General features: G+C 53.8%; 19 protein-coding genes and 1 tRNA gene. 14 read left to right on the top strand and 6 right to left on the bottom strand.

Annotation, left to right across the window (positions count from 1 at the left end):
• Positions 1-10: 10 nt before the first annotated feature.
• The 5 genes from accC to purH all read left to right on the top strand — a co-directional run bounded on the left by accC (position 11) and on the right by purH (position 5,614).
• On the top strand, positions 11-1,351 hold the full coding sequence (gene accC / locus QT231_RS00180) for an acetyl-CoA carboxylase biotin carboxylase subunit (RefSeq protein ID WP_308334950.1): 1,341 nt from the start codon (positions 11-13) through the stop codon (positions 1,349-1,351).
• A gap of 123 nt (positions 1,352-1,474) precedes the next feature.
• Positions 1,475-2,389: a 50S ribosomal protein L11 methyltransferase gene (gene prmA / locus QT231_RS00175; protein ID WP_308334949.1), complete on the top strand. Its 915-nt coding sequence runs from the start codon at positions 1,475-1,477 to the stop codon at positions 2,387-2,389.
• A gap of 215 nt (positions 2,390-2,604) precedes the next feature.
• A complete protein-coding gene (gene dusB / locus QT231_RS00170; protein WP_374694369.1) occupies positions 2,605-3,585 on the top strand; it encodes a tRNA dihydrouridine synthase DusB in 981 nt (326 codons plus the stop codon).
• Positions 3,582-3,947, top strand: coding sequence for a DNA-binding transcriptional regulator Fis (gene fis, locus QT231_RS00165; protein ID WP_308334947.1), 366 nt, complete (start codon positions 3,582-3,584; stop codon positions 3,945-3,947). The genes dusB and fis overlap by 4 nt, the downstream gene beginning before the upstream one ends.
• Before the next feature lie 50 nt (positions 3,948-3,997).
• The gene (purH, locus tag QT231_RS00160; RefSeq protein ID WP_308334946.1) at positions 3,998-5,614 is read left to right on the top strand and encodes a bifunctional phosphoribosylaminoimidazolecarboxamide formyltransferase/IMP cyclohydrolase; all 1,617 of its coding nucleotides are present in this window, start codon (positions 3,998-4,000) and stop codon (positions 5,612-5,614) included.
• 111 nt (positions 5,615-5,725) lie between these two features.
• Here purH and QT231_RS00155 read toward each other — a convergent pair whose 3' ends face one another.
• Together QT231_RS00155 and folE are read right to left on the bottom strand one after the other, a co-directional pair.
• Positions 5,726-7,183: an NAD-dependent succinate-semialdehyde dehydrogenase gene (locus QT231_RS00155; RefSeq protein ID WP_308334945.1), complete on the bottom strand. Its 1,458-nt coding sequence runs from the start codon at positions 7,181-7,183 to the stop codon at positions 5,726-5,728.
• A gap of 120 nt (positions 7,184-7,303) precedes the next feature.
• Positions 7,304-7,855, bottom strand: coding sequence for a GTP cyclohydrolase I FolE (folE, locus tag QT231_RS00150; protein ID WP_308334944.1), 552 nt, complete (start codon positions 7,853-7,855; stop codon positions 7,304-7,306).
• A gap of 387 nt (positions 7,856-8,242) precedes the next feature.
• Between folE and QT231_RS00145 the strand changes: the two genes are divergently transcribed.
• Positions 8,243-8,851, top strand: coding sequence for a hypothetical protein (locus QT231_RS00145; RefSeq protein WP_308334943.1), 609 nt, complete (start codon positions 8,243-8,245; stop codon positions 8,849-8,851).
• Between the two features lie 23 nt (positions 8,852-8,874).
• Here QT231_RS00145 and QT231_RS00140 read toward each other — a convergent pair whose 3' ends face one another.
• The gene (locus QT231_RS00140) at positions 8,875-9,849 is read right to left on the bottom strand and encodes a serine/threonine protein kinase (protein WP_308334942.1); all 975 of its coding nucleotides are present in this window, start codon (positions 9,847-9,849) and stop codon (positions 8,875-8,877) included.
• Between the two features lie 55 nt (positions 9,850-9,904).
• Positions 9,905-10,609, bottom strand: a complete 705-nt coding sequence (locus tag QT231_RS00135; protein WP_308334941.1) for a ComF family protein — start codon at positions 10,607-10,609, stop codon at positions 9,905-9,907.
• Between the two features lie 82 nt (positions 10,610-10,691).
• On the opposite strand from QT231_RS00135, the gene QT231_RS00130 reads away from it, so the two are divergent.
• The 3 genes from QT231_RS00130 (at position 10,692) to QT231_RS00120 (ending at position 12,809) form a co-directional block, all read left to right on the top strand.
• Positions 10,692-10,776: transfer RNA gene (locus QT231_RS00130), tRNA-Leu, on the top strand.
• A 336-nt stretch (positions 10,777-11,112) separates the two neighbouring features.
• Positions 11,113-11,772 carry a hypothetical protein gene (locus tag QT231_RS00125; protein WP_308334940.1) on the top strand — a complete coding sequence of 220 codons (660 nt, stop codon included), beginning with the start codon at positions 11,113-11,115 and terminating at the stop codon, positions 11,770-11,772.
• Positions 11,773-11,822: 50 nt separating this feature from the next.
• Positions 11,823-12,809 carry a hypothetical protein gene (locus QT231_RS00120; protein ID WP_308334939.1) on the top strand — a complete coding sequence of 329 codons (987 nt, stop codon included), beginning with the start codon at positions 11,823-11,825 and terminating at the stop codon, positions 12,807-12,809.
• A 118-nt stretch (positions 12,810-12,927) separates the two neighbouring features.
• On the opposite strand, the gene QT231_RS00115 is transcribed toward QT231_RS00120, so the two are convergent.
• Positions 12,928-13,689 (bottom strand): SDR family oxidoreductase, encoded by a 762-nt coding sequence (locus QT231_RS00115; protein ID WP_308334938.1) that lies wholly within the window; start codon positions 13,687-13,689, stop codon positions 12,928-12,930.
• A 189-nt stretch (positions 13,690-13,878) separates the two neighbouring features.
• Here QT231_RS00115 and QT231_RS00110 point away from each other — a divergent pair, with 189 nt between their 5' ends.
• The 4 genes from QT231_RS00110 to QT231_RS00095 all read left to right on the top strand — a co-directional run bounded on the left by QT231_RS00110 (position 13,879) and on the right by QT231_RS00095 (position 17,527).
• Entirely contained in the window at positions 13,879-14,364 is a 486-nt protein-coding gene (locus tag QT231_RS00110; RefSeq protein WP_308334937.1) for an FxsA family protein, read from the top strand.
• A 235-nt stretch (positions 14,365-14,599) separates the two neighbouring features.
• A complete protein-coding gene (locus tag QT231_RS00105) occupies positions 14,600-14,893 on the top strand; it encodes a co-chaperone GroES (protein ID WP_027959273.1) in 294 nt (97 codons plus the stop codon).
• Between the two features lie 82 nt (positions 14,894-14,975).
• Positions 14,976-16,619 (top strand): chaperonin GroEL, encoded by a 1,644-nt coding sequence (groL, locus tag QT231_RS00100; RefSeq protein WP_308334936.1) that lies wholly within the window; start codon positions 14,976-14,978, stop codon positions 16,617-16,619.
• 176 nt (positions 16,620-16,795) lie between these two features.
• Positions 16,796-17,527 (top strand): RNA methyltransferase, encoded by a 732-nt coding sequence (locus QT231_RS00095; RefSeq protein WP_308334935.1) that lies wholly within the window; start codon positions 16,796-16,798, stop codon positions 17,525-17,527.
• A gap of 83 nt (positions 17,528-17,610) precedes the next feature.
• Here the strand turns inward: QT231_RS00095 and QT231_RS00090 are convergent, their stop codons facing one another.
• Positions 17,611-18,957, bottom strand: coding sequence for a Na+/H+ antiporter NhaC family protein (locus QT231_RS00090; protein ID WP_308334934.1), 1,347 nt, complete (start codon positions 18,955-18,957; stop codon positions 17,611-17,613).
• A gap of 206 nt (positions 18,958-19,163) precedes the next feature.
• Here QT231_RS00090 and QT231_RS00085 point away from each other — a divergent pair, with 206 nt between their 5' ends.
• Positions 19,164-20,555: a GntP family permease gene (locus QT231_RS00085; RefSeq protein WP_308334933.1), complete on the top strand. Its 1,392-nt coding sequence runs from the start codon at positions 19,164-19,166 to the stop codon at positions 20,553-20,555.
• Positions 20,556-20,598: the final 43 nt, after the last annotated feature.

The following is a 20,598-nucleotide window of genomic DNA, read 5'->3' as shown; positions in this document are numbered from 1 at the left end:
GGACTCTCCCATGCTGGACAAGGTACTTATCGCCAACCGCGGCGAGATTGCCCTCCGTATCCTGCGGGCCTGTAAAGAACTGGGCATTAAAACCGTAGCGGTGCATTCCAAGGCTGATCGTGAACTCATGCACGTTCGCTTGGCGGATGAAGCCGTGTGTATTGGCCCGGCTTCGTCAGCGCAGTCTTACTTAAATATTCCGGCCCTGATCAGTGCGGCCGAAGTTACTGACTCCTCTGCTATACACCCTGGCTATGGTTTTTTGTCTGAAAACGCCAACTTTGCCGAACAGGTTGAGCGTTCAGGCTTTACCTTTATTGGCCCCCGCGCCGAGACGATTCGCCTGATGGGCGATAAAGTCAGCGCCATCCAGTCAATGAAGGAAGCAGGCGTTCCCACGGTTCCAGGCTCCGACGGCCCACTGGGTGACGACGACGCCACCAACCTAGCCACTGCACAACGTATCGGTTACCCGGTCATCATTAAGGCGGCTTCTGGCGGCGGTGGGCGTGGTATGCGCGTGGTGCACACTGAAGGCCATCTGCTATCGGCGATTACGGTGACCCGTACTGAAGCCCACGCCGCCTTTGGTGATGGCACGGTCTACATGGAAAAGTTCCTGGAGAAGCCGCGCCACGTCGAAGTCCAGGTGCTAGCTGACGGCCAGGGTAACGCGATTCATCTTTATGACCGCGACTGCTCACTGCAACGGCGTCACCAAAAAGTGCTCGAAGAAGCCCCGGCGCCAGGCCTTGACCCAGAAGCTCGCGCCCAGGTGCTTGAAGCGTGCCGCCAGGCGTGTATCAAGATCAACTACCGCGGCGCAGGTACCTTTGAGTTCTTGTATGAAGACGGCGAATACTTCTTTATCGAGATGAATACCCGCGTACAGGTCGAGCACCCAGTCACCGAAATGGTCACTGGCGTGGATATCGTCAAAGAGCAGCTACGCATCGCTTCCGGCCTGCCGCTGTCGATTCGGCAGGAAGATGTACAGCTCAATGGCCACGCCTTTGAGTGCCGTATTAACGCCGAAGACTCGCGCACCTTTATGCCCTCGCCCGGCAAGGTAACGCTGTTTCACGCCCCCGGTGGTTTAGGCGTCCGCATGGATTCCCATCTCTATACCGGCTACACCGTACCCCCGCACTATGATTCTCTGATCGGCAAGCTGATCACCTGGGGCGCCGATCGTGAAACAGCCCTGACACGAATGCGCAATGCCCTCGACGAACTGCTGGTGGAAGGTATTAAAACCAATATCGACCTGCAAAAAGATTTAGTTCGCGACAGCTACTTCCGTCAAGGCGGGGTCAACATTCATTACCTGGAAAAGAAACTCAGCAGCTAGCGGCTAAGCGCTTTCCAGCGCACTATGTGATACCCAGCGGGGTGGCCATGTCCACCCCGTCTTTGTCTTTACTGCACGTGTCTTTACTGTATGTGTCTTTAAATCGCCTTGCGGAGAACTCTCATGCCCTGGCTGCAACTCAAAGCCCACGTCGCTCCCGAACAGGCCGAGCTCCTTGAAGAGCTACTGCTTGAGGAAGGTGCGACCGCCATTGGCCTTCAAGATGCCCACGATGATCCGGTATTTGAGCCCGAACGCGGCACCACCCCGCTATGGGAAGATACCATCCTCACCGGCCTCTACGATGACCTGGAGGGCGTCGAGAGCATGCTGGAGCGCATCGAGGCCGCCTGGTCGGAACAGATGCCTGGCGAGCCCTGCCCGACCATTGAGTATGAGCTGCTTGCCGATCGGGATTGGGAGCGGGAGTGGATGGATGACTTCACGCCGCTGCGCATGGGTCAACGCCTGTGGATTGTTCCCAGCTGGCACGAACCACCCGAGGCCAACGCCGTTAACTTGATACTCGACCCTGGCCTTGCCTTTGGCACCGGCACGCACCCGACCACTGCACTGTGCCTGGAGTGGCTGGATGAGCTGGCGGTGGCGGGTCATCTAGCAGGACAAAAAGTGCTGGATGTAGGCTGTGGCTCCGGCATTCTCGCCATTGCTGCGCTTAAACTAGGCGCTCGCCATGCCGATGCCACCGATATTGATCCCCAGGCGCTACAGGCCAGCCGCGACAATGCTGAGCGTAACGCTATTGCTGAGTCGGATTTAACTCTCTACTACCCTGAGCAGTTAAGCGATGGCGGCCACTATCCTATCGTGACCGCCAATATTCTAGCCGGCCCGTTGGTTGAACTGGCACCGATGATTGCCGGGCATGTGGCACCTGGCGGCCGCATTGCGCTATCGGGGATTTTGGCCAATCAGGCCGATGATGTTTACGAAGCCTATGCAACGCAGGGCCTTATCATGGATGAGCCCGTAATCCGCGAAGGATGGGTACGGCTGAGCGGCGTGCGTTCGCGTTAAAGCGGCAATTGGCCTTCACCCCATCAGCGAGTAGGCGTATCATACGCCCCCTTGAAACGCCTACTCGTCGCCATCCCAGCACTCACTGCTCAAAACCAATAAAGTTCGATGCCATGACGTTAAACCCACCACCTGCCAACATTGGCCCAATCACCAATGTATCGGCCACCAATGGATCAGTCGCCATCGGTTCGTTTGCATTACCCAATCGGGTTATGCTTGCGCCAATGGCCGGTGTCACCGACCGCCCTTTCCGCCAACTATGCCGGCGGCTTGGCGCTGGATGGGTCGTGGGGGAAATGGTCACTGCAGACCCCAGTCTATGGCATACTCGCAAATCCCTGCTGCGCATGGATCACCGTGGTGAGCCTGAGCCGAGAGTGGTGCAAATTGCTGGAGGCGACGCTGAAATGCTCGCCCAGGCAGCGCGTTTGAATGCCGAGCTGGGCGCGCAGGTTATTGATATCAATATGGGCTGCCCGGCCAAAAAAGTGTGTAACAAAGCGGCAGGGTCGGCGTTGCTTCGCGATGAAGCCTTGGTAGCTGAAATACTCGATGCGGTAGTAGCAGCGGTTGAGATACCCGTCACACTAAAAATCCGCACAGGCTGGTGCGCCGAATCAAATAATGCCCTGCGCATTGCCCGGCTCGCCGAGTCAGCTGGCATTCAATCGCTCGCTGTACATGGCCGTCATCGCCAGCAGCGCTATACTGGACAAGCAGAGTACGACACAATTGCCGAGATCAAATCTCACCTATCGATCCCGATAATTGCTAACGGCGACATAACAAGTCCGGAAAAAGCCGCCGAAGTACTCGCTTATACCGGCGCTGATGCAGTGATGGTCGGCCGTGGTGCTCAGGGTAACCCGTGGATCTTTCAACAGATCAACCACTATCTCCAACATGGAGAGCGGATGGCGCTGCCAAGCCTCGCGGAGCGCCACCAAGTGCTTCACGGGCACTTAGAAGCGTTGCACGCGTTTTATGGCACCACCATGGGTGTGCGTATCGCGCGCAAACATGTCGGCTGGTACCTCAGCGACGACCAACGCTTTACGCCGCCACAACAGCGCGCGCTTAAGCAGCAGTTCAATGCGTTAGCGTCACCTGAAACGCAATTTGATTGGATCAATAACGCGATGGCCCCCGGCGCCGCCACGCGTTTGCTAGCCAAAGGAAGCTATGCTGCATGACCGAACGCGATCTTCTATCTAGCGACAACTACTCAAGCGACGCTCTTACCAGCGACGCCTTTTACGAGAGCAACTCCCCTTTAGCGGGTACGCTAGCAGACCCTGCGGCTAACTCGCCGCCGCAGCCGCTCCGGGAGGCAGTGGAAACGGCTATGCGCCGCTACTTTGAGCATTTAGACGGCAGCCAGGCTAGCGATCTTTACGCTATGGTAATGGCCGAAGTAGAAGCGCCACTGCTGGCCTGCGTTTTGGAGCACACCGACGGCAATCAGACGCGGGCTGCTGATGTACTCGGGCTAAACCGCGGCACCCTGCGCAAAAAGCTCAAGCTATACGGACTAATCGAAGGTGACGCCCCATAACCCTGGGGCGTTGTTGTTTTTAATTCTCGACTCTGCACACGAGCACTCTAATGGCTGATACCCCTCTCATGGCTGATAATCCTTCCCTGACTGACAGCAACGCCACCCCCGTCCGCCGCGCCCTGCTGAGCGTTTCTGATAAAACCGGCATTATTGAATTCGCCCGCGGCCTCGCCGAGCACGGCGTTGAACTGCTCTCCACGGGCGGTACTTTCCGCCTGCTGCAAGAAAATGCTATTGCCGTGAAAGAGGTGTCTGAGCACACCGGCTTCCCCGAAATTATGGATGGCCGAGTTAAAACGCTACACCCGAAAATTCACGGCGGCATTTTAGCCCGTCGCGGCCAGGATGATGCGGTAATGGCCGAGAACGAAATCACGCCGATCGATATGGTAGTGGTCAATCTCTACCCCTTCGCCGCCACCGTTGCCAAGCCTGACTGCACGCTTGAAGATGCCATCGAGAATATCGATATCGGCGGCCCTACCATGGTTCGCGCCTGCGCCAAAAACCACGCTTACACCACCATTGTGGTCAATAGCAGTGATTATGCCCGCGTGCTAGGCGAGTTGGCCGCCCAAGATGGCCACGTCAGTCGCGGCACGCGTTTCGATTTAGCAGTGAAAGCTTTTGAGCATACTGCTGGCTACGACGGCGCGATTGCAGACTACTTGGGTCGTAAGGTTAATACTGCTGATGAAGTGTTCCCGCGCACCTTTAACCTGCAGCTCGATAAAAAGCAGGATATGCGTTACGGCGAAAACCCCCATCAACAAGCGGCCTTCTACGTAGACCCCCAGGCAAGCGAGCCCAGCGTTGCTACCGCAAAAATGCTCCAGGGCAAACCGCTTTCTTATAACAACGTGGCCGATACCGACGCCGCCTTTGAGTGCGTCAAGGCCTTTAACGAGACCGCCTGCGTTATCGTTAAGCACGCCAACCCCTGCGGCGTCGCCATCGGCGCCACCGCGCTTGCGGCCTATGACAAAGCGTTTGCCACGGATCCTACCAGCGCGTTTGGCGGTATTATCGCCTTCAATACGCCGCTGGATGCGGAAACAGCCCAGGCAATTATCGACCGCCAGTTTGTCGAGGTGATTATTGCGCCCGGCGTTAGCGATGAAGCCGCTGCTATTGTGGCCAATAAGCAGAATGTGCGCTTATTAGACGTCAGCGCCCACTGGCCAGCTGAGCAGCAGCCTGCGTTGGACTTTAAGCGCGTCAATGGCGGCTTGCTGGTGCAGCAGCGCGACGACGGCATGGTCACTCGCGATGAATTGACCGTGGTTAGCCAGCGCGCTCCCAGCGAGCAAGAGCTGCGTGATCTGGCTTTTGCCTGGCGCGTAGCCAAATTTGTAAAATCTAACGCCATTGTGTACGCCAAAGAGGGCCAAACCGTGGGCGTGGGCGCTGGCCAAATGAGCCGCGTTTATTCGGCCAAAATCGCCGGCATTAAAGCCGCTGACGAAGGGCTTTCGGTGCCCGGCTCGGTGATGGCGTCTGACGCTTTCTTCCCTTTCCGTGATGGTATCGATGCCGCCGCTGCAGCTGGGATTACCGCCGTTATTCAGCCCGGCGGCTCCATGCGCGACCAGGAAGTGATCGATGCAGCCAACGAAGCAGGTATTGCCATGGTCTTTACCGGTATGCGCCACTTCCGTCACTAAACGCCTTTTTTAATATCAGCAAAAACGACAAAGCCCCATCGGCACTGTGCCGATGGGGCTTTTTTACGCTCTCGTGAACCCTCTTATGTTCAATAAGCGGCGATACGAGAATTAGCCAAGGTCAATGCATAGATACTTGGTTTCAAGGTACTCTTCCAGACCTTGATGGCCGCCTTCACGCCCCAGCCCCGAGGCTTTCACACCCCCAAACGGCGCAGCAGCGTTGGAAATAGCGCCGGTATTAATGCCCACCATACCGTACTCCAGCGCCTCGGCTACGCGCCATACGCGGGCAAGGTCACGTGAGTAGAAATAGGACGCCAAGCCATACTGGGTGTCATTGGCCATCTCAATAGCGGTCTCCTCATCGTCAAACGGGAAGACAGCAGCTAATGGCCCAAAGGTCTCTTCGTGAGCCACTTTCATCTTGTCAGTCGCGAAACTGATCAGCGTCGGCGTAAAGAAATTGCCGCCCAGCGGATGCGGATGGCCACCCAACAAGAGTTCAGCGCCATTATCGATGGCGTCCTGCACATGCTCGCTGACTTTTTTAACTGCGTTATCATCGATTAACGGACCGATATTGATATTGGGCTTGGTACCATCCCCCACATGCAGTTCGCTGTTCATGGCGACCGCCAATTTTTCACAAAAGGCGTTAATCACGCTGGACTGAACCAAAAAGCGGTTAGTGCAGACGCAGGTTTGCCCGGCGTTGCGGAATTTGGCGGCCATGGCGCCTTCCACGGCGGCGTCTAAATCGGCATCCTCAAACACGATAAAGGGCGCATTACCGCCCAGCTCTAGCGATATTTTCTGGATATGTTCCGCCGCTTGGGCCATCAGCTTGCGCCCCACCTCGGTCGAACCGGTAAAGGTGATCTTGCGTACCTTAGGTGACTGAGTCATCGCTTGGGCAATATCGCTAGCGCTTCCGGGTACTACGTTAAAGACACCACGCGGGATACCTGCCCGTTCGGCCAACAGCGCTAAAGCCGTCGCAGAGAAAGGAGTCTGGCTAGCGGGCTTAACCACTATCGTGCAACCAGCGGCCAGTGCTGCACCGGCTTTACGGGTAATCATCGCCGCAGGGAAATTCCACGGTGTAATCGCCCCCACCACACCGACAGGCTGTTTAGTAACGACAATGCGCTGATTGGTATTTGCCGCGGGAATTGTTTCGCCGTAAACGCGCCGCGCTTCTTCGGCAAACCAGCGTAAAAAGCTGGCTGCATAAGCGATTTCACCCGCGGCTTCTTTTAGCGGTTTGCCCTGCTCGTAGGTCATCAGCATGGCAAGATCCTGCTGATGCTCCAGCATCAGATCGTGCCATTTCAACAGTAAGTCAGCGCGCTCTTGGGCCGTCAGCGCTCGCCAGGCCGGTAACGCAGCATCTGCGGCATCAATGGCCCGCTCGGTCTCAGCCTTGCCCAGGCGAGGAATATCGCCAATCGATTCACCGGTGGCCGGGTTTAATACGGTAATCTGCTCGCCACTATCTGCCGCGACCCAACTGCCGTCGATATAAGCAAAGGGGCAATATAGCTGTGTTTCTTTAAGCGCTTCCATGACAGGCTCCTGACCAAAAATGATGGCCTCGTAGGCTCATTAACGTCTTCATGCTAAGACGAAACACCCCTTTAAACCAAATTTACGGCATGATCCACCGGCCGCGGGCCACCGGTTAATTTAGCTAATGAGCATTAAAAACTCTTGCCGAGTCGCTTGGTTCTTGCGGAAGCCACCCAGCATTACCGACGATGTCATGCTGGAGTTTTGTTTCTCCACGCCACGCATCATCATGCAAAGGTGTCGCGCTTCAATGACCACGGCAACGCCCTTTGCCTGGGTAACCTCCTGCACGGCCTCGGCGATTTCACGGGTTAGGTTCTCCTGAATCTGCATACGACGGGCAAACATGTCGACGATACGGGCAAACTTAGAGAGGCCTAACACTTTCCCGTCAGGCAAATAAGCGATATGGCATTTGCCGATAAATGGCAGCAGATGATGCTCACACATGGAGTAGAGCTCAATGTCTTTTACCAGCACCATTTCATCCGTTTGCGACTCAAACACCGCGCCATTAATAATCTCGTCCAATGACTGAGTGTAGCCCGCATTGAGAAACTGCATAGCCTTGGCTGCACGCTTAGGCGTATCTCGTAACCCTTCTCGATTGGGGTCTTCGCCAAGTGCTGAGATTATCTGGCGGTAGTGCTCAGCAATATCATCGGACATATTTAGCCTCATCAATAACTATCTCAAAAACCATCTCAAGAACCATCCCAAGAGCCATCTCAAGAACTATCCCAAGATCCATGCGCAATCGCGTCCAGGCGGTCACCAAGGGCAATTCCCTTTTTGCCCATGAGAAGTAACACCTTCATTAGAGCGACATAAACTTCGCCCCTCATCTACGTACATTATACAAAAGGTATACCTTTAAAAGATCTTGCACAACGAGTATTAAGCAAGGGGAGCATTTTACCGCATCTCGGTTGCCTGTGACTTGTTTAACTGCGACAGAGCGCCGCGTGGTTCACTTTGTAACCCAGGGCCCTGTGCTATGATTCATGGGTTCATTTTTACTGCCTTTATCGCAGGCGCCAACATCGAGAGTTCGCTATGTCATTTAAACCAACGCCTTTTTGGTTAACCGCCCTCGCGGCCCCTTTTTTTGCTACGCCGTTCTTGGCTGTAGCTTCAGAAGCCACGCTTTCTCTACCCAATGAAGCAACCGTCGGCGTAGAAGTCGTTGAAGAGCTTGCATTTGAATCAAACCAAACGCGCCTGAACGATATTTTGCTACACCCTACTCAAGCCGCCAGCGCCTCGCACTCTTTACCTGAATACTGCGTCATCATAGGCAGTGCACACCTGGTCGACGAGCGCATTCGCGTTACGACCCAAGAGGCGACCTGTATTGAAACACACGACGCTGACAGTAATATTTTCACTGGCGAATTTAGTGCCAGCGCTTATGACAAAGAGGGACAATACGGCATCGCCTGCGAAGGCACAGCGTGTTCACTCTCCCCTGGCCAGGCATTCCTCCTTACGTTGGATCAGCCCGTCGAGATTAAAGAGCAGGACAATCCTTCTGCAGAACTTAACGAGCAGCGTCGGCAGGTAGACGGAGAGGGTATCGGTAATCCCGTTCCTCGCGAAGAGTCTGTGCCTGACGAAGCTGCGCCTGAGGGGACTGTGCCTACTAAAACTGTGATTCAGGATTAATCAGGCTGTTTAATCCATAGCTGCTATGCCAGCCAGCGCGGCTCGTCCAACTGCAAACACTGCTGCTCTAATTGGCGGATATGCTGATCCCAATAGCCGCTATCCGCCAGCCAGGGGAACGCCCGAGGAAAAGCGGGATCATCCCAACGCGATACCAGCCACGCCGAATGCCTTATCAGCCGATAACTTCTTAGCGGCTCAATAAGCGCCATCTGCTCAGTAGGAAAAGGACGCGTCTCTTCATACCCTTCGGTAATTTCACTTAAGTGGGATCGCCACCCTTGCGGATCATCGGTAGGCAGTAGCATCCAGATATCTTGCATAGCGGGCGCCATGGTGCAGTCGTCAAAATCTACCAGGGTAAACTGCTCATCACGCCCAAGCACATTGCCCAAATGGCAGTCACCGTGACAGCGAATCATACTGCTGGCGGGCACATCATGCTTTATAAGCTGCTGATGCACCTTCTCAATCACACGGTCATAGGCCCGACGCTGATGACTATTCATCCAAGCGCTGGCCAGCACGCGCTGTTGAGCATCAAGGATACCGCTGGCCATCTCTAAACGTGGGCGGTGCTGGAAGGCTTTTTTAGCCGACACCTGGTGCAACCGACCCAGCAACTCCCCCATTGCAAACAGGTGCGAAGGGTTATCCAACTCCGGCGCCTGGCCAGGGCAATGGGGAAACAGCGTAAACCGAAAATCCTTAAAATAGTGTAACGACACACCTGCTTTATTACGCCACGGCGCCACTACCGGCACCTGCTGATCTACCAGCTCCTGCAGAAAATCGTGCTCCTCCTGAATCGCACTATCTGACCAGCGGTCAGGCCGATAAAACTTAACAATCCAGTTTTTGCCGTCGTCATCGCGAAACAGCAGCACACGGTTTTCATAGCTGTTCAGCGCAAAAGGCTCGCCTGCAGGCCAAATATCCAGCGACTCCACTGCAGACATCACTAAATCGGGCGAAAGAGAGCTAAACGGGTGTGACATAGGCCACTCCTGGGTTGGCAAAAAAGAGTGCTGAATTAGCGTAAGCGCTATTCTATCAATCCTGGCTTAATGGTGTCCGTGCGGCCGCCCAAATATCAACACGCTTTGCACCTGCATCCAGCGCAGCACACGCCAAGGCATGGCCTGTGGAACCTGTGGTAACCACGTCATCAATTATTAACAAATGCGCCGGAGGCGGTGATTCAAATACAAAAGCGCCCGCCAGATTGGCCGCCCGCTGGCGGCGATTCAACGTGCGCTGAGAAGGGCTATCTTTTACCCTTCTGGCATTAACCAGCGGCACATCACATGTTTTGCCTAACTGCTCTGCCAACCAGTGCGATTGATTAAACCCGCGTGTGCAAGCATGTGCGGTGGTCATAGGCACCGGCAACAGGGCATCTCCCATAGTCGTCGGCGGAGTTAACAGCATCAATTCAGCCAGTAGCATGCCCGCCCGTGGCGAAGCTTGAAATTTGAAATCATGCACCAGCTGTTTAATCACCCCTTGATACAGCAGCCCCGCCTGGGTGGTCGAAAATGCCGGCGGGTCAATTAAGCAGTGTCCACACAAGCTCTCGCCATGGGGGACAGGGTCACCACATTGGCGACAGGCAAGTAAGTTCCATGGCAGCTCGTCCAAACAGGTCGCGCACCACCCTCGCCCCGCTAGCGCCGGTGCCAGGCAAAATGCGCAATAGCCTGGCATGGCCTGCTTGAACAAATGCCCTCCCCACTGTAGCCACTGCTTTAACGCCATGCTGTCTCCTCACGTTCTATGTACGAATAACAAATCATTGATTGACTTACAGCAGAAGTTTGATAATATACGCCTCGTCTTAGCGGATGTGGTGGAATTGGTAGACACGCTAGATTTAGGTTCTAGTGCCGTAAGGTGTGGGAGTTCGAGTCTCCCCATCCGCACCAATTACTTGTTAGTTTTCAATTAGTTAGCATTACCCCTCCTCTTGCTTCAAATGGTTTTCATATAGCCTAACTTGGGCGCTTTATGAATTACTTTTTGATCAGCATTGTTCGCATAACGCATACTCTTCCTTTGAAAAACATGAATGGCTTAATGCCATGCATTTGCACGTCTGGCATTTACCTACATTGATTCCTAACAGCAGCCGGTTTGGCTGACTTGCTCCTGCTTTTCCGCTAGTCTCTATACTCAATAACTTACAAAATTTCCCTCCATGGCTATCACCCAACGCTATATTGAGGGATGATCACTAATAAAGATGAGAAGGATCTCACATTATGGAATGGCTCAACGATAACGCTCAAGCAATCTCGGCTGTAGCGAGCATTTGCACGCTTTTTGTATGGGTATTTTATGCCCAGCTTCTCTATAACGGCTATGTGCGGCAGCGCCGCCCTCGCGTCATTATTAATCGCGGCAGAGGGATCGGTGTGGAGTCTATCTGCTTAATCAGCAACATGAGCAGTGAAGCAATCTATATTCAGCACCTTGTAGCGGTACTGCATACCCAAAAGGGCAGTTACTCCCTGGACGTGGTGGAGTATCAGCAGCGCAAGGGTGAGCAGCAAACTGGGGAGCAACAAAAAGGTGCGCCACAGGAAACCAGCTACCGCACTCATCAAGGCCCGCTAGCTTCCGGAGATTACCTGAATATTCAATCGTTTGGTGATATTGTCAGTCAGGTTAAAGATTATTGGGAAATCGATGACAATCAGTTGCAAGAGCAGAATATTCAGCTTGAAATTCGCGTTATCGCTATTTATGGATCCGAAGACATGCCAACCGGAGCATCGCGAACCTTTAATCTCGACCTAGATGCGTCACCCAATCATCAGCTTATCCCGGCGAGTGTCGATACGGAACGACTCAATAGCCGTGGCCAACGTAAGCGTGTACTGGAGTGGGCGAAAGAGATTGAGACCCATAAAGCACGCTGAATCAAGGCTATAGCTAAGCGACGACGCCCCCATTACCGAGACTACTGACGATGCATAAATTTGTAACCCTCTGCTGGCTTGGCATACTCACTACGGTGTCGACGAACCTGCACGCAGAGGAGGAAGATAGTGATTTACCCGAGTGGGCGGAAGAGCGCATTGAGCCGTTTCGTGAGAGCGTAGGCAACTGGGTAGATAATACATCGCGCCGCATTGATGGATTCTTTGGCACTGACGATCATATGCAGGTCAACAACGAGTCCTATCTTCGTTTCGGCCAAGAAATTGATTGGATGGAGGGCGACGGTACCCGTGGCGACACCACCCTTCGTTACCGTATTGATTTACCTACCTCAGAGGATCGTTTGCGACTGGTTATCGAGAGTGATCCCGAAGAGTCGCAAGGCACCCTGGAAGAGCAAGGCTCCGGACGCCTTGCCAATGACCAGCGTGATCGTCGTAGCTCCACACTCGGCTTGGATTGGCTGGAGAGCCGAGATAAACGTGAAAACTGGAGCAATCGAGTAGGGGCAGGTGTTCGCCTGCGCCTCCCTCTTGACCCTTACGTGCGTTTCACCAGCGAGCGCCTCTGGCAACTGGGTGAAGGGCCATGGCAGCTTGAGTCGAATAACCGCGTTTCCTGGTTTAACAATGACGGCTACTCGGCGCGCACACGCTGGGACGTCGGTCGACCGCTGAGCGAACGCCGCCACTTACGCTTTATTACCACCGTCCAGTGGCGCGAAGAAGAGGATAAGCTTGAGTACAGTGAAGTTGCCGAAATCAATCACCGCATTAATCGGCGTAGTGCACTTCGCTACTCAGCCATAGCCATCGGTGAAAGTGCCTCCAACCCGCGCATGACCAATTACTACCTGCAGACGCGCTACCGCCGCGATCTTCATAAAGGTATTTTATTCGCTGATGTGATTCCAGAGCTACACTTCCAGCGCGACGTTAGCTACGACCCGCGCTGGGCAATGACACTACGCCTGGAGATGTACTTTCAGCGCAAAATTAGCCGTGACTACTTTTAAGCTTTGAATACACGCTATAGCCTTAAACATGCTCGGCGGCCAAACAGGGCCGCCCATCTATGCAACAAAACTATGCAACAACCCTATGCAACCTCTTCTGTATGACCACAGCAAAAAGCTACAGCCGCAAACCGCCGTCACACTCAATAATGCGCCCAGTGAAGTAGTCGTTCTCCATAATAAAGGCAACACTTTGGGCAATATCATCGGGTTCGCCCAAACGCTTTAACGGTACGCTTGACGAGATACGCTCTAACATATCTGGGCGCATCGCAGCGGTCATTTCGGTCGCCACAAACCCAGGCGCTACGGTGCCGGTACGAATACCATAGCGTGCCAACTCCTGGCTCCAAGTGACGGTTAATGCATGCACGCCCGCTTTTGCAGCAGCGTAGTTGCTTTGCCCCATATTGCCTGCACGCGAAATACTCGAGATATTGACGATCACACCTTCATGCCCGGCTTCAATCATCTGAGTGGCGGCCTCACGACCACATAGGAAAACACCGCTCAAATTAACATTAATAACGTTTTGCCAAGCCTCAAAGGACATGCGTTTTTCCACTTTCCCCTCTTTGGCCTTTACCAGCAGCGCATCCTGTGTAATCCCCGCATTATTGATACAACCGCTAACCGGAGCCATACGTTGGGCAATATCCGCAAACGCCTGAGTCACGGAGACCTCTTCGGCAACATTGACCACAAACGCCTGGGCATCGACACCTTCAGCAGAAAGTTGCGATACCGCCTGATCAAGCGCATCAGCGCTCATATCCAATAGCGCCATGCGCGCGCCCTGCTTGCCTAAACGCAGCGCCATGGCATAACCCAACCCGCGCGCTCCACCCGTGACTGCAATTACTTTATCGGTAAGTACCATTCGTGACTCCTTACAGCGGATTAAACCAGCCTCATTGTGCATTGCAGCATAGAAGATTTATTGGCATAAATCGAGTTACATCACCGCTGGAATGCGCAATGCGTGCTGCTTGCTATTTATATTTATGACACCATATTACGCAATTACGACGGTTATCGAGCCGCTTTCTGGCGTTTTTGGGAGTTAGCCATGCCTATTCTTATTTTTATATCACTCTTTACGCTACTTGATTTTGTGGTTCTGTTTTCGATTGGCAGCCAGATCGGCCTACTCACAACCCTACTCTTAGTGCTCGGCACCGGTTTTGTCGGGCTACATCTAATTCGCAAAGAGGGTGTATCCACCTTTGCCCGGGCACGCCAGCGGATGCAGGCCGGGGAACTCCCCTCCAGCGAGCTATTAACTGGCGCTGCACTTATCTTCGGCGGTGCTTTATTAATGGCCCCAGGCTTTTTGTCTGATGCGCTAGGCTTGGCGTGCCTGATTCCCAGCGCACGCCAGCTGATGTTCAAGGCGCTTACCTGGCTGGGGCTTAAAAAAGTTGCCGTGCACCAGCAAGGCCCACGTGCATCATCAGCTCGGCCTGATGAATATCAAAACAGTCAATCGTCACAACAGGATGGACCGCTTGAGGGGGATTTTATCAGCAGAGATGAGCCCCCGCGCCGTCGTTGAGGTTTACTTCAGAAAAAAATCAGTGGAAAAGCAATTTTTTATTACCTGCCCCCCTTGAAAGGTCATCCGCAGCCCCCATTTTTCATCCAGCATACAAATTCGGCAGCAATCTAAACGGTAGCTGCCATTAACAATGAAGACTGTGAAGTCTTCGCTTCTCGCGGGTTACTACCTCGAGAACACTTTTTAGCTAACCGCCCTTATCAGGGCTTCAACCATACTCAGGAGAACGTGAATGAATATCCGTCCTTTGCACGATCGTGTCATCGTCCGTCGCGTTGAAGAAGAGCAAAAAACTGCAGGCGGCATCGTGCTTCCGGGCAATGCAGCAGAAAAACCGACACGCGGTGAAATCCTCGCTGTCGGCAATGGTCGCATTCTGGAAAATGGCGATGTCCGCCCGCTAGACGTCAAGGTTGGCGATAACGTGATCTTTAAAGATGGTTATGGCGTTGAGAAGCAAAAAATCGACGGCGAAGAAGTCTTGATCATGAGCGAAGCCGATATTCTTGCCGTTGTTGAAGGCTAACAATCGTTACTGCTCACCTTTTTAGTGGGCGCAACGATTCATTACTTTCACGTTTTTGCATTCAATTTAGGAAGTAGCAGATATGTCAGCTAAACAAGTTAAGTTCTCCGATGATGCTCGTAAGCGCATGGCCCGCGGTGTTGACGTCCTCGCCAACGCGGTAAAAGTTACCCTCGGCCCGAAAGGCCGTAACGTGGTACTGGAAAAATCTTTCGGCTCCCCCACCGTGACTAAAGACGGTGTTTCTGTTGCCAAAGAGATTGAACTGAAAGACAAGTTCGAAAACATGGGCGCCCAGATGGTTAAAGAAGTCGCTTCACAGACTTCTGACGCCGCAGGCGACGGTACCACCACCGCTACCGTTCTGGCCCAGGCAATTATTGCTGAAGGCCTGAAAGGCGTAACGGCGGGCATGAACCCGATGGATCTTAAGCGCGGCATCGACCAAGCCGTTGCTGCTGCCGTTAAAGAAATCAAAGCAATGTCTGTACCCTGCACCGACACCAAGTCGATTGCCCAGGTAGGTACTATCTCTGCTAACGGCGACCAGCGCATTGGCGAAATCATCGCCGAAGCGATGGAAAAAGTCGGTAAAGAAGGCGTCATCACTGTTGATGAAGGCCGTGGCTTTGAAGACGAGCTGGAAGTCGTTGAAGGTATGCAGTTTGATCGCGGCTACCTCTCGCCCTACTTCGTTACCAACCAGGACACCATGACGGTCGAACTGGAAGATCCTTACATCCTGTTAGTGGATAAAAAGATCTCCAACATCCGTGAACTGCTGCCGGTGCTAGAAGCCGTTGCCAAGCAAGGCAAGCCGCTGGCCATCATCGCTGAAGATATCGAAGGCGAAGCCCTGGCAACCTTGGTTGTGAACAACATGCGCGGCATCGTGAAAGTAGCCGCTGCTAAAGCTCCTGGCTTCGGTGACCGTCGTAAGTCCATGCTGCAGGATATCGCTATCCTGACCAACGGGACGGTTATTTCTGAAGAAGTTGGTTTAACGCTTGAGCAAGCGAACCTGGATCACCTGGGTACCGCCAAGCGTATGACCATGTCGAAAGAGAACACCACCATCATCGATGGCGCTGGTGCGGAAAACGACATTGAAGCACGCGTTAGCCAGATCCGCGCGCAAATCGAAGACACCTCTTCTGACTACGACAAAGAGAAGCTGCAAGAGCGCGTTGCCAAACTGGCAGGCGGTGTTGCCGTTATCCGCGTCGGTGCTGCCACCGAAGTGGAAATGAAAGAGAAGAAAGCCCGCGTTGAAGACGCCCTGCACTCTACCCGTGCGGCCGTTGAAGAAGGCGTGGTACCTGGTGGCGGTACAGCACTGGTTCGCGTAATGGCGAAAGTACAGGGTCTAACCGGCGAAAACGAAGACCAGAACCACGGTATCAACATGGCGCTACGCGCTATGCAGTCTCCGCTGCGTCAAATCGTTTCCAACGCTGGTGAAGAGCCCGCTGTTGTCATCAACCGTGTTAAAGATGCTGAAGGGAACTTCGGCTACAATGCACAGACCGGTGAATTCGGCGACCTGTTTGAAATGGGCGTGCTGGATCCGGCTAAAGTTACCCGTTCTGCGCTGCAGTCCGCGGGTTCTGTTGCGGGCCTGATGATCACCACCGAGTGCATGATCGCAGAAGACCCGGAAGAGAAAGACTCTGCACCTGATATGGGTGGCATGGGCGGAATGGGTGGTATGGGCGGCATGATGTAATGCACCCCTGAGCCCTCTGCTCACGACTGCCAGCTGTTAAGGCAGTCACCAACAACCCCGCCTCGTGCGGGGTTGTTGCGTTTAGGACAACGGGTTAACGCGCTTTGTACACCAAACCGCTAGGCTAGCATGGTATCATCGCCGCGATTTTTACAAGCTACCAGGCTCCTTAGCGCATGTTGCAGCATATCCGTATCGTACTCGTACAGACCTTCCATCCCGGCAATATTGGGGCGGCCGCGCGGGCAATGAAAACCATGGGCTTAACCGAGCTGGTACTGGTTAACCCTCGCATGTTTCCTGATGAAGAAGCCACCCGGTTGGCTGCCGGTGCCACCGACGTGCTCGAAAATGCACGTGTTGTGACATCGCTGGAAGAGGCAGTCATAGACTGCGTGCAGGTCGTTGGCGCCAGCGCACGTTTACGCAGCCTGCCCTTACCCCACTTTGACGAACCCGATGAGATGGCGGCAGACGTTATCCAGAACGCGCAAACGGCGCCAGTGGCGCTAGTATTTGGGCGCGAACGCTCGGGACTGACGAATGATGAGATCCGCTGCTGCACCCACCAGGTCAGCATTCCTGCTAATCCTGATTACGGTATTCTGAATTTATCCCAGGCGGTACAGATACTGGCTTATGAAGTGCACCGTGCCTGGCGTAAAGGCGAGGACAGCGGCTTTGCTTATCAGCGCCCAGTGGAGGCAACACCGCCCAGCCGCGAACAGTTCCTACACTTTCAAGCGCATCTGGGCCGCTTAATGCAGGAGAGCGGCTTTTTAACCCAGCCCCACGCCCGCACTGAAGAACAGCTTCAAGCCCTCTTCGCCCGTGCTCAGCCCAGCCGCAAAGAGCTTTCATTGTTAAGGGGCCTATTAAGCGCGTTTGAAAGCCACCTGCCTAAATAATGATAAGACTCCAGCTCAATCAAAAAGGGACAACCAGCGTTGTCCCTTTATAATTCTAAAATAGACGTTTTAAAGCGGCGCCTTTAGAGCATCATCGCCGCTAGCCAGCCAAAGCCTACTAACGGAATGTTGTAGTGCAGAAATGTCGGCACCACGCTGTCCCACATATGGTCGTGCTGACGGTCAACGTTAAGACCTGAGGTTGGCCCCAAGGTTGAATCCGATGCTGGCGAGCCAGCGTCGCCTAGCGCCGCGGCGGTTCCCACCAACACTACTGTGGCCATTGGCGAGAAGCCGAACTGTACCGCCAAGGGCACAAAAATAGCGGCAATAATCGGAATGGTTGAGAACGACGAGCCGATACCCAGGGTAATAAACAGCCCGACCAGTAGCATCACCAGCGCAGCTAAGCCTCGATTATCGCCGAATAGCGCAAAGGCTCCCGATACCAGGGCATCAATCTCTCCCGTGGTTTTCATTACTTCGGCAAAGCCCGCCGCAGAGATCATGATAAAACCGATCAGCGCCATCATACGCATACCGCTGGTAAACAGATCGTCCGCTTCGCGCCATTTAAAGATCCCGCCTATGGAAAGCAGGCCAATCCCTACCAAGCCACCCAATATCATTGAGCCGCTATAAAGCTGCAGACCAAGCGCTGCGACAATAGCTACACCCGACATCACAAGCCCTAGCATATGCGGCTTAGGGGGGGTATGAACTTCAGTCACGTTGGCGTTAGCGATATCCTGGGCCTGGTATTCTCGTGGGCGGCGATAGCTCCAAAATAGCGCAACGATTAACCCCAGCGCCATGCCGCCTACGGGTATCGCCATCGCCATAGGCACCATGCCGCGGGTAATTTCCAACCCCAACGGCTCCCCGGCGCTATTTAAGTTGGCCAGAAGAATATCATTTAGAAAGATCGCTCCAAAACCTACCGGCAGCAGCATGTACGGCGCCGTTAAGCCAAAGGTAAGCGCACAGGCCACCGCACGACGATCCAGCTTTAAACGGTTCATCACGGTCAACAGCGGCGGAATCAGTACGGGTATAAAGGCGATATGTACTGGAATAGCGTTCTGAGAAGAGATAGCCACCAACAACACAGCCGTTAGCAACAGCATTTTGACCCGCGCCTGATGCACGGCGTTGGTCTCTTTGCCGAGAAGTGTAATCAAACGGTTAGCCAGCATATCCGGCAATCCAGAGCGGGAGATCGCTACCGCGAAAGCCCCCAAGGTGGCGTAGGCCAGGGCTACCTGGGCGCCACCGCCAACGCCTTGATTAAAGGCGTCCAGCGTTTGCTCTAGTGACAATCCACCCACTAAACCGCCAACTAAAGCGCCGACGACTAACGCAAATACTACTGAGACACGCGCCAGCGATAGCGCCACCATCACGAGCACCGCAAGAATTACTGCATTCATGAAAATTCCTAGAGCTATTGAGAGGTCATTAACGGCGAAGGGGGCGGATTTTAGCAGATTAAATAGGTAAACCTAAGGCCACGGTTAATGCTTCACGCATTACGACTTTAGTCGCCACACCATTGCTGCATTGCACCATACTACCTACCATCTCTCTTCCGCTTAATTTCAGCGTCGGCTACTTTATCGTTTGCTTAGGAGCTCGCATGAGCATACTTGCGATTGTCATTTCACTGCTTTTATTAATGTTCCTCGCGTACCGAGGCATTTCGGTGCTGCTGCTGGCGCCTCTTATGGCATGTTTAGCGGTGCTGCTCTCTGGCGACGCCGCCTTTTTATTGCCGATCTACACCGATACCTTTATGCGCGCACTAGGCAACTATGTGATTCAGTTTTTCCCGCTGTTTCTGCTGGGCGCGCTGTTTGGGCAGTTGATGGCCGATTCCGGTGCTGCTCAATCAATTGCCAATGGGATTGTCAAAAAACTGGGCACTCACCATGTGGTGCTCACCGTCGTCATGGCCTGTGCAGTTCTCACCTATGGCGGCGTATCGCTGTTTGTAGTCGCTTTTGCCATTTATCCGATCAGTCGCGAGCTGTTTCGCAGCGCCAATGTGCCGAAGCGGTTGATTCCGGCTTCTATTGCGCTTGGCTCTTTTACCTTCACCATGACAGCTCTACCGGGTACACCTTCAATACAGAACGCGATCCCCATTCCTTATTATGAAACCAACAGCTTTGCAGCGCCTGGCCTGGGTATTATCGCCGGACTGATTATGCTTGGGCTGGGTACTTTCTACCTTCAGTCACGGGTAAAAAAAGCGGCATCTAATGGGGAAGGATACGGCCAGCATACTGAGCGCGAAGCAGTTGCCAATGAAGAACAAGCAACTACCAGCCTCCCCCTGTGGCTGGCACTGATACCCATCATTATGGTAATTGGCTTGAATGCGCTGTTTACCTACGGTGTGTTTCCTGCCCTTGATTTAAGCTTTATCAGCGACGAGTTTGAAAACGTATCCCCGTCGGGTCAGAGCGGGCTTTGGGCTATTTTAATTGCCCTGCTGAGCGCTTCTGCATGGCTAGTCATTACCCGCTGGAAGCACTGGCTGGATCTTAAGGAGAGCGTGAATAAAGGTTGCTTGGGTTCGCTGCTACCAATTTTTAACACTGCTTCAGAGGTAGGTTACGGCGCGGTCATCGCAAGTTTGGCAGGCTTTGCCCTTATTCGCGATGCGGTGCTTACGGCTTCACCTGGCAACCCATTGATTTCAGAAGCCATGGCGATGAGCGTGCTGGCGGGGATCACCGGCTCCTCTTCCGGCGGGCTCTCAATTGCGCTCGAAACCCTGGGCAGTGAATACTTAGCCATGGCGCAACAAGCTGGCATTAGCCCTGAGCTAATGCACCGGGTAGCGACGCTTGCTGCAGGGGGCATGGACACGCTCCCCCACTCAGGCGCCGTTATCACCCTACTGGCTATCTGCGGCCTGACCCATCGCCAGTCCTACGGCAACGTTGCCATGGTCACCATTGCATTGCCGATCATTGCGTTAATCAGTGTGATTACCTTGGGAACACTATTTGGCAGCTTCTAAAAGCGCACAACGCATGCGATAGTGAGCCAACTGTTAGCCTGCC

Origin of the sequence: Halomonas sp. SpR1 (genome assembly GCF_031010175.1) — a bacterium.
GTDB lineage: Bacteria > Pseudomonadota > Gammaproteobacteria > Pseudomonadales > Halomonadaceae > Vreelandella.
The sequence above is the reverse complement of the archived record's forward strand: the minus strand, read 5'-3'. Positions and strand labels throughout refer to the sequence as shown.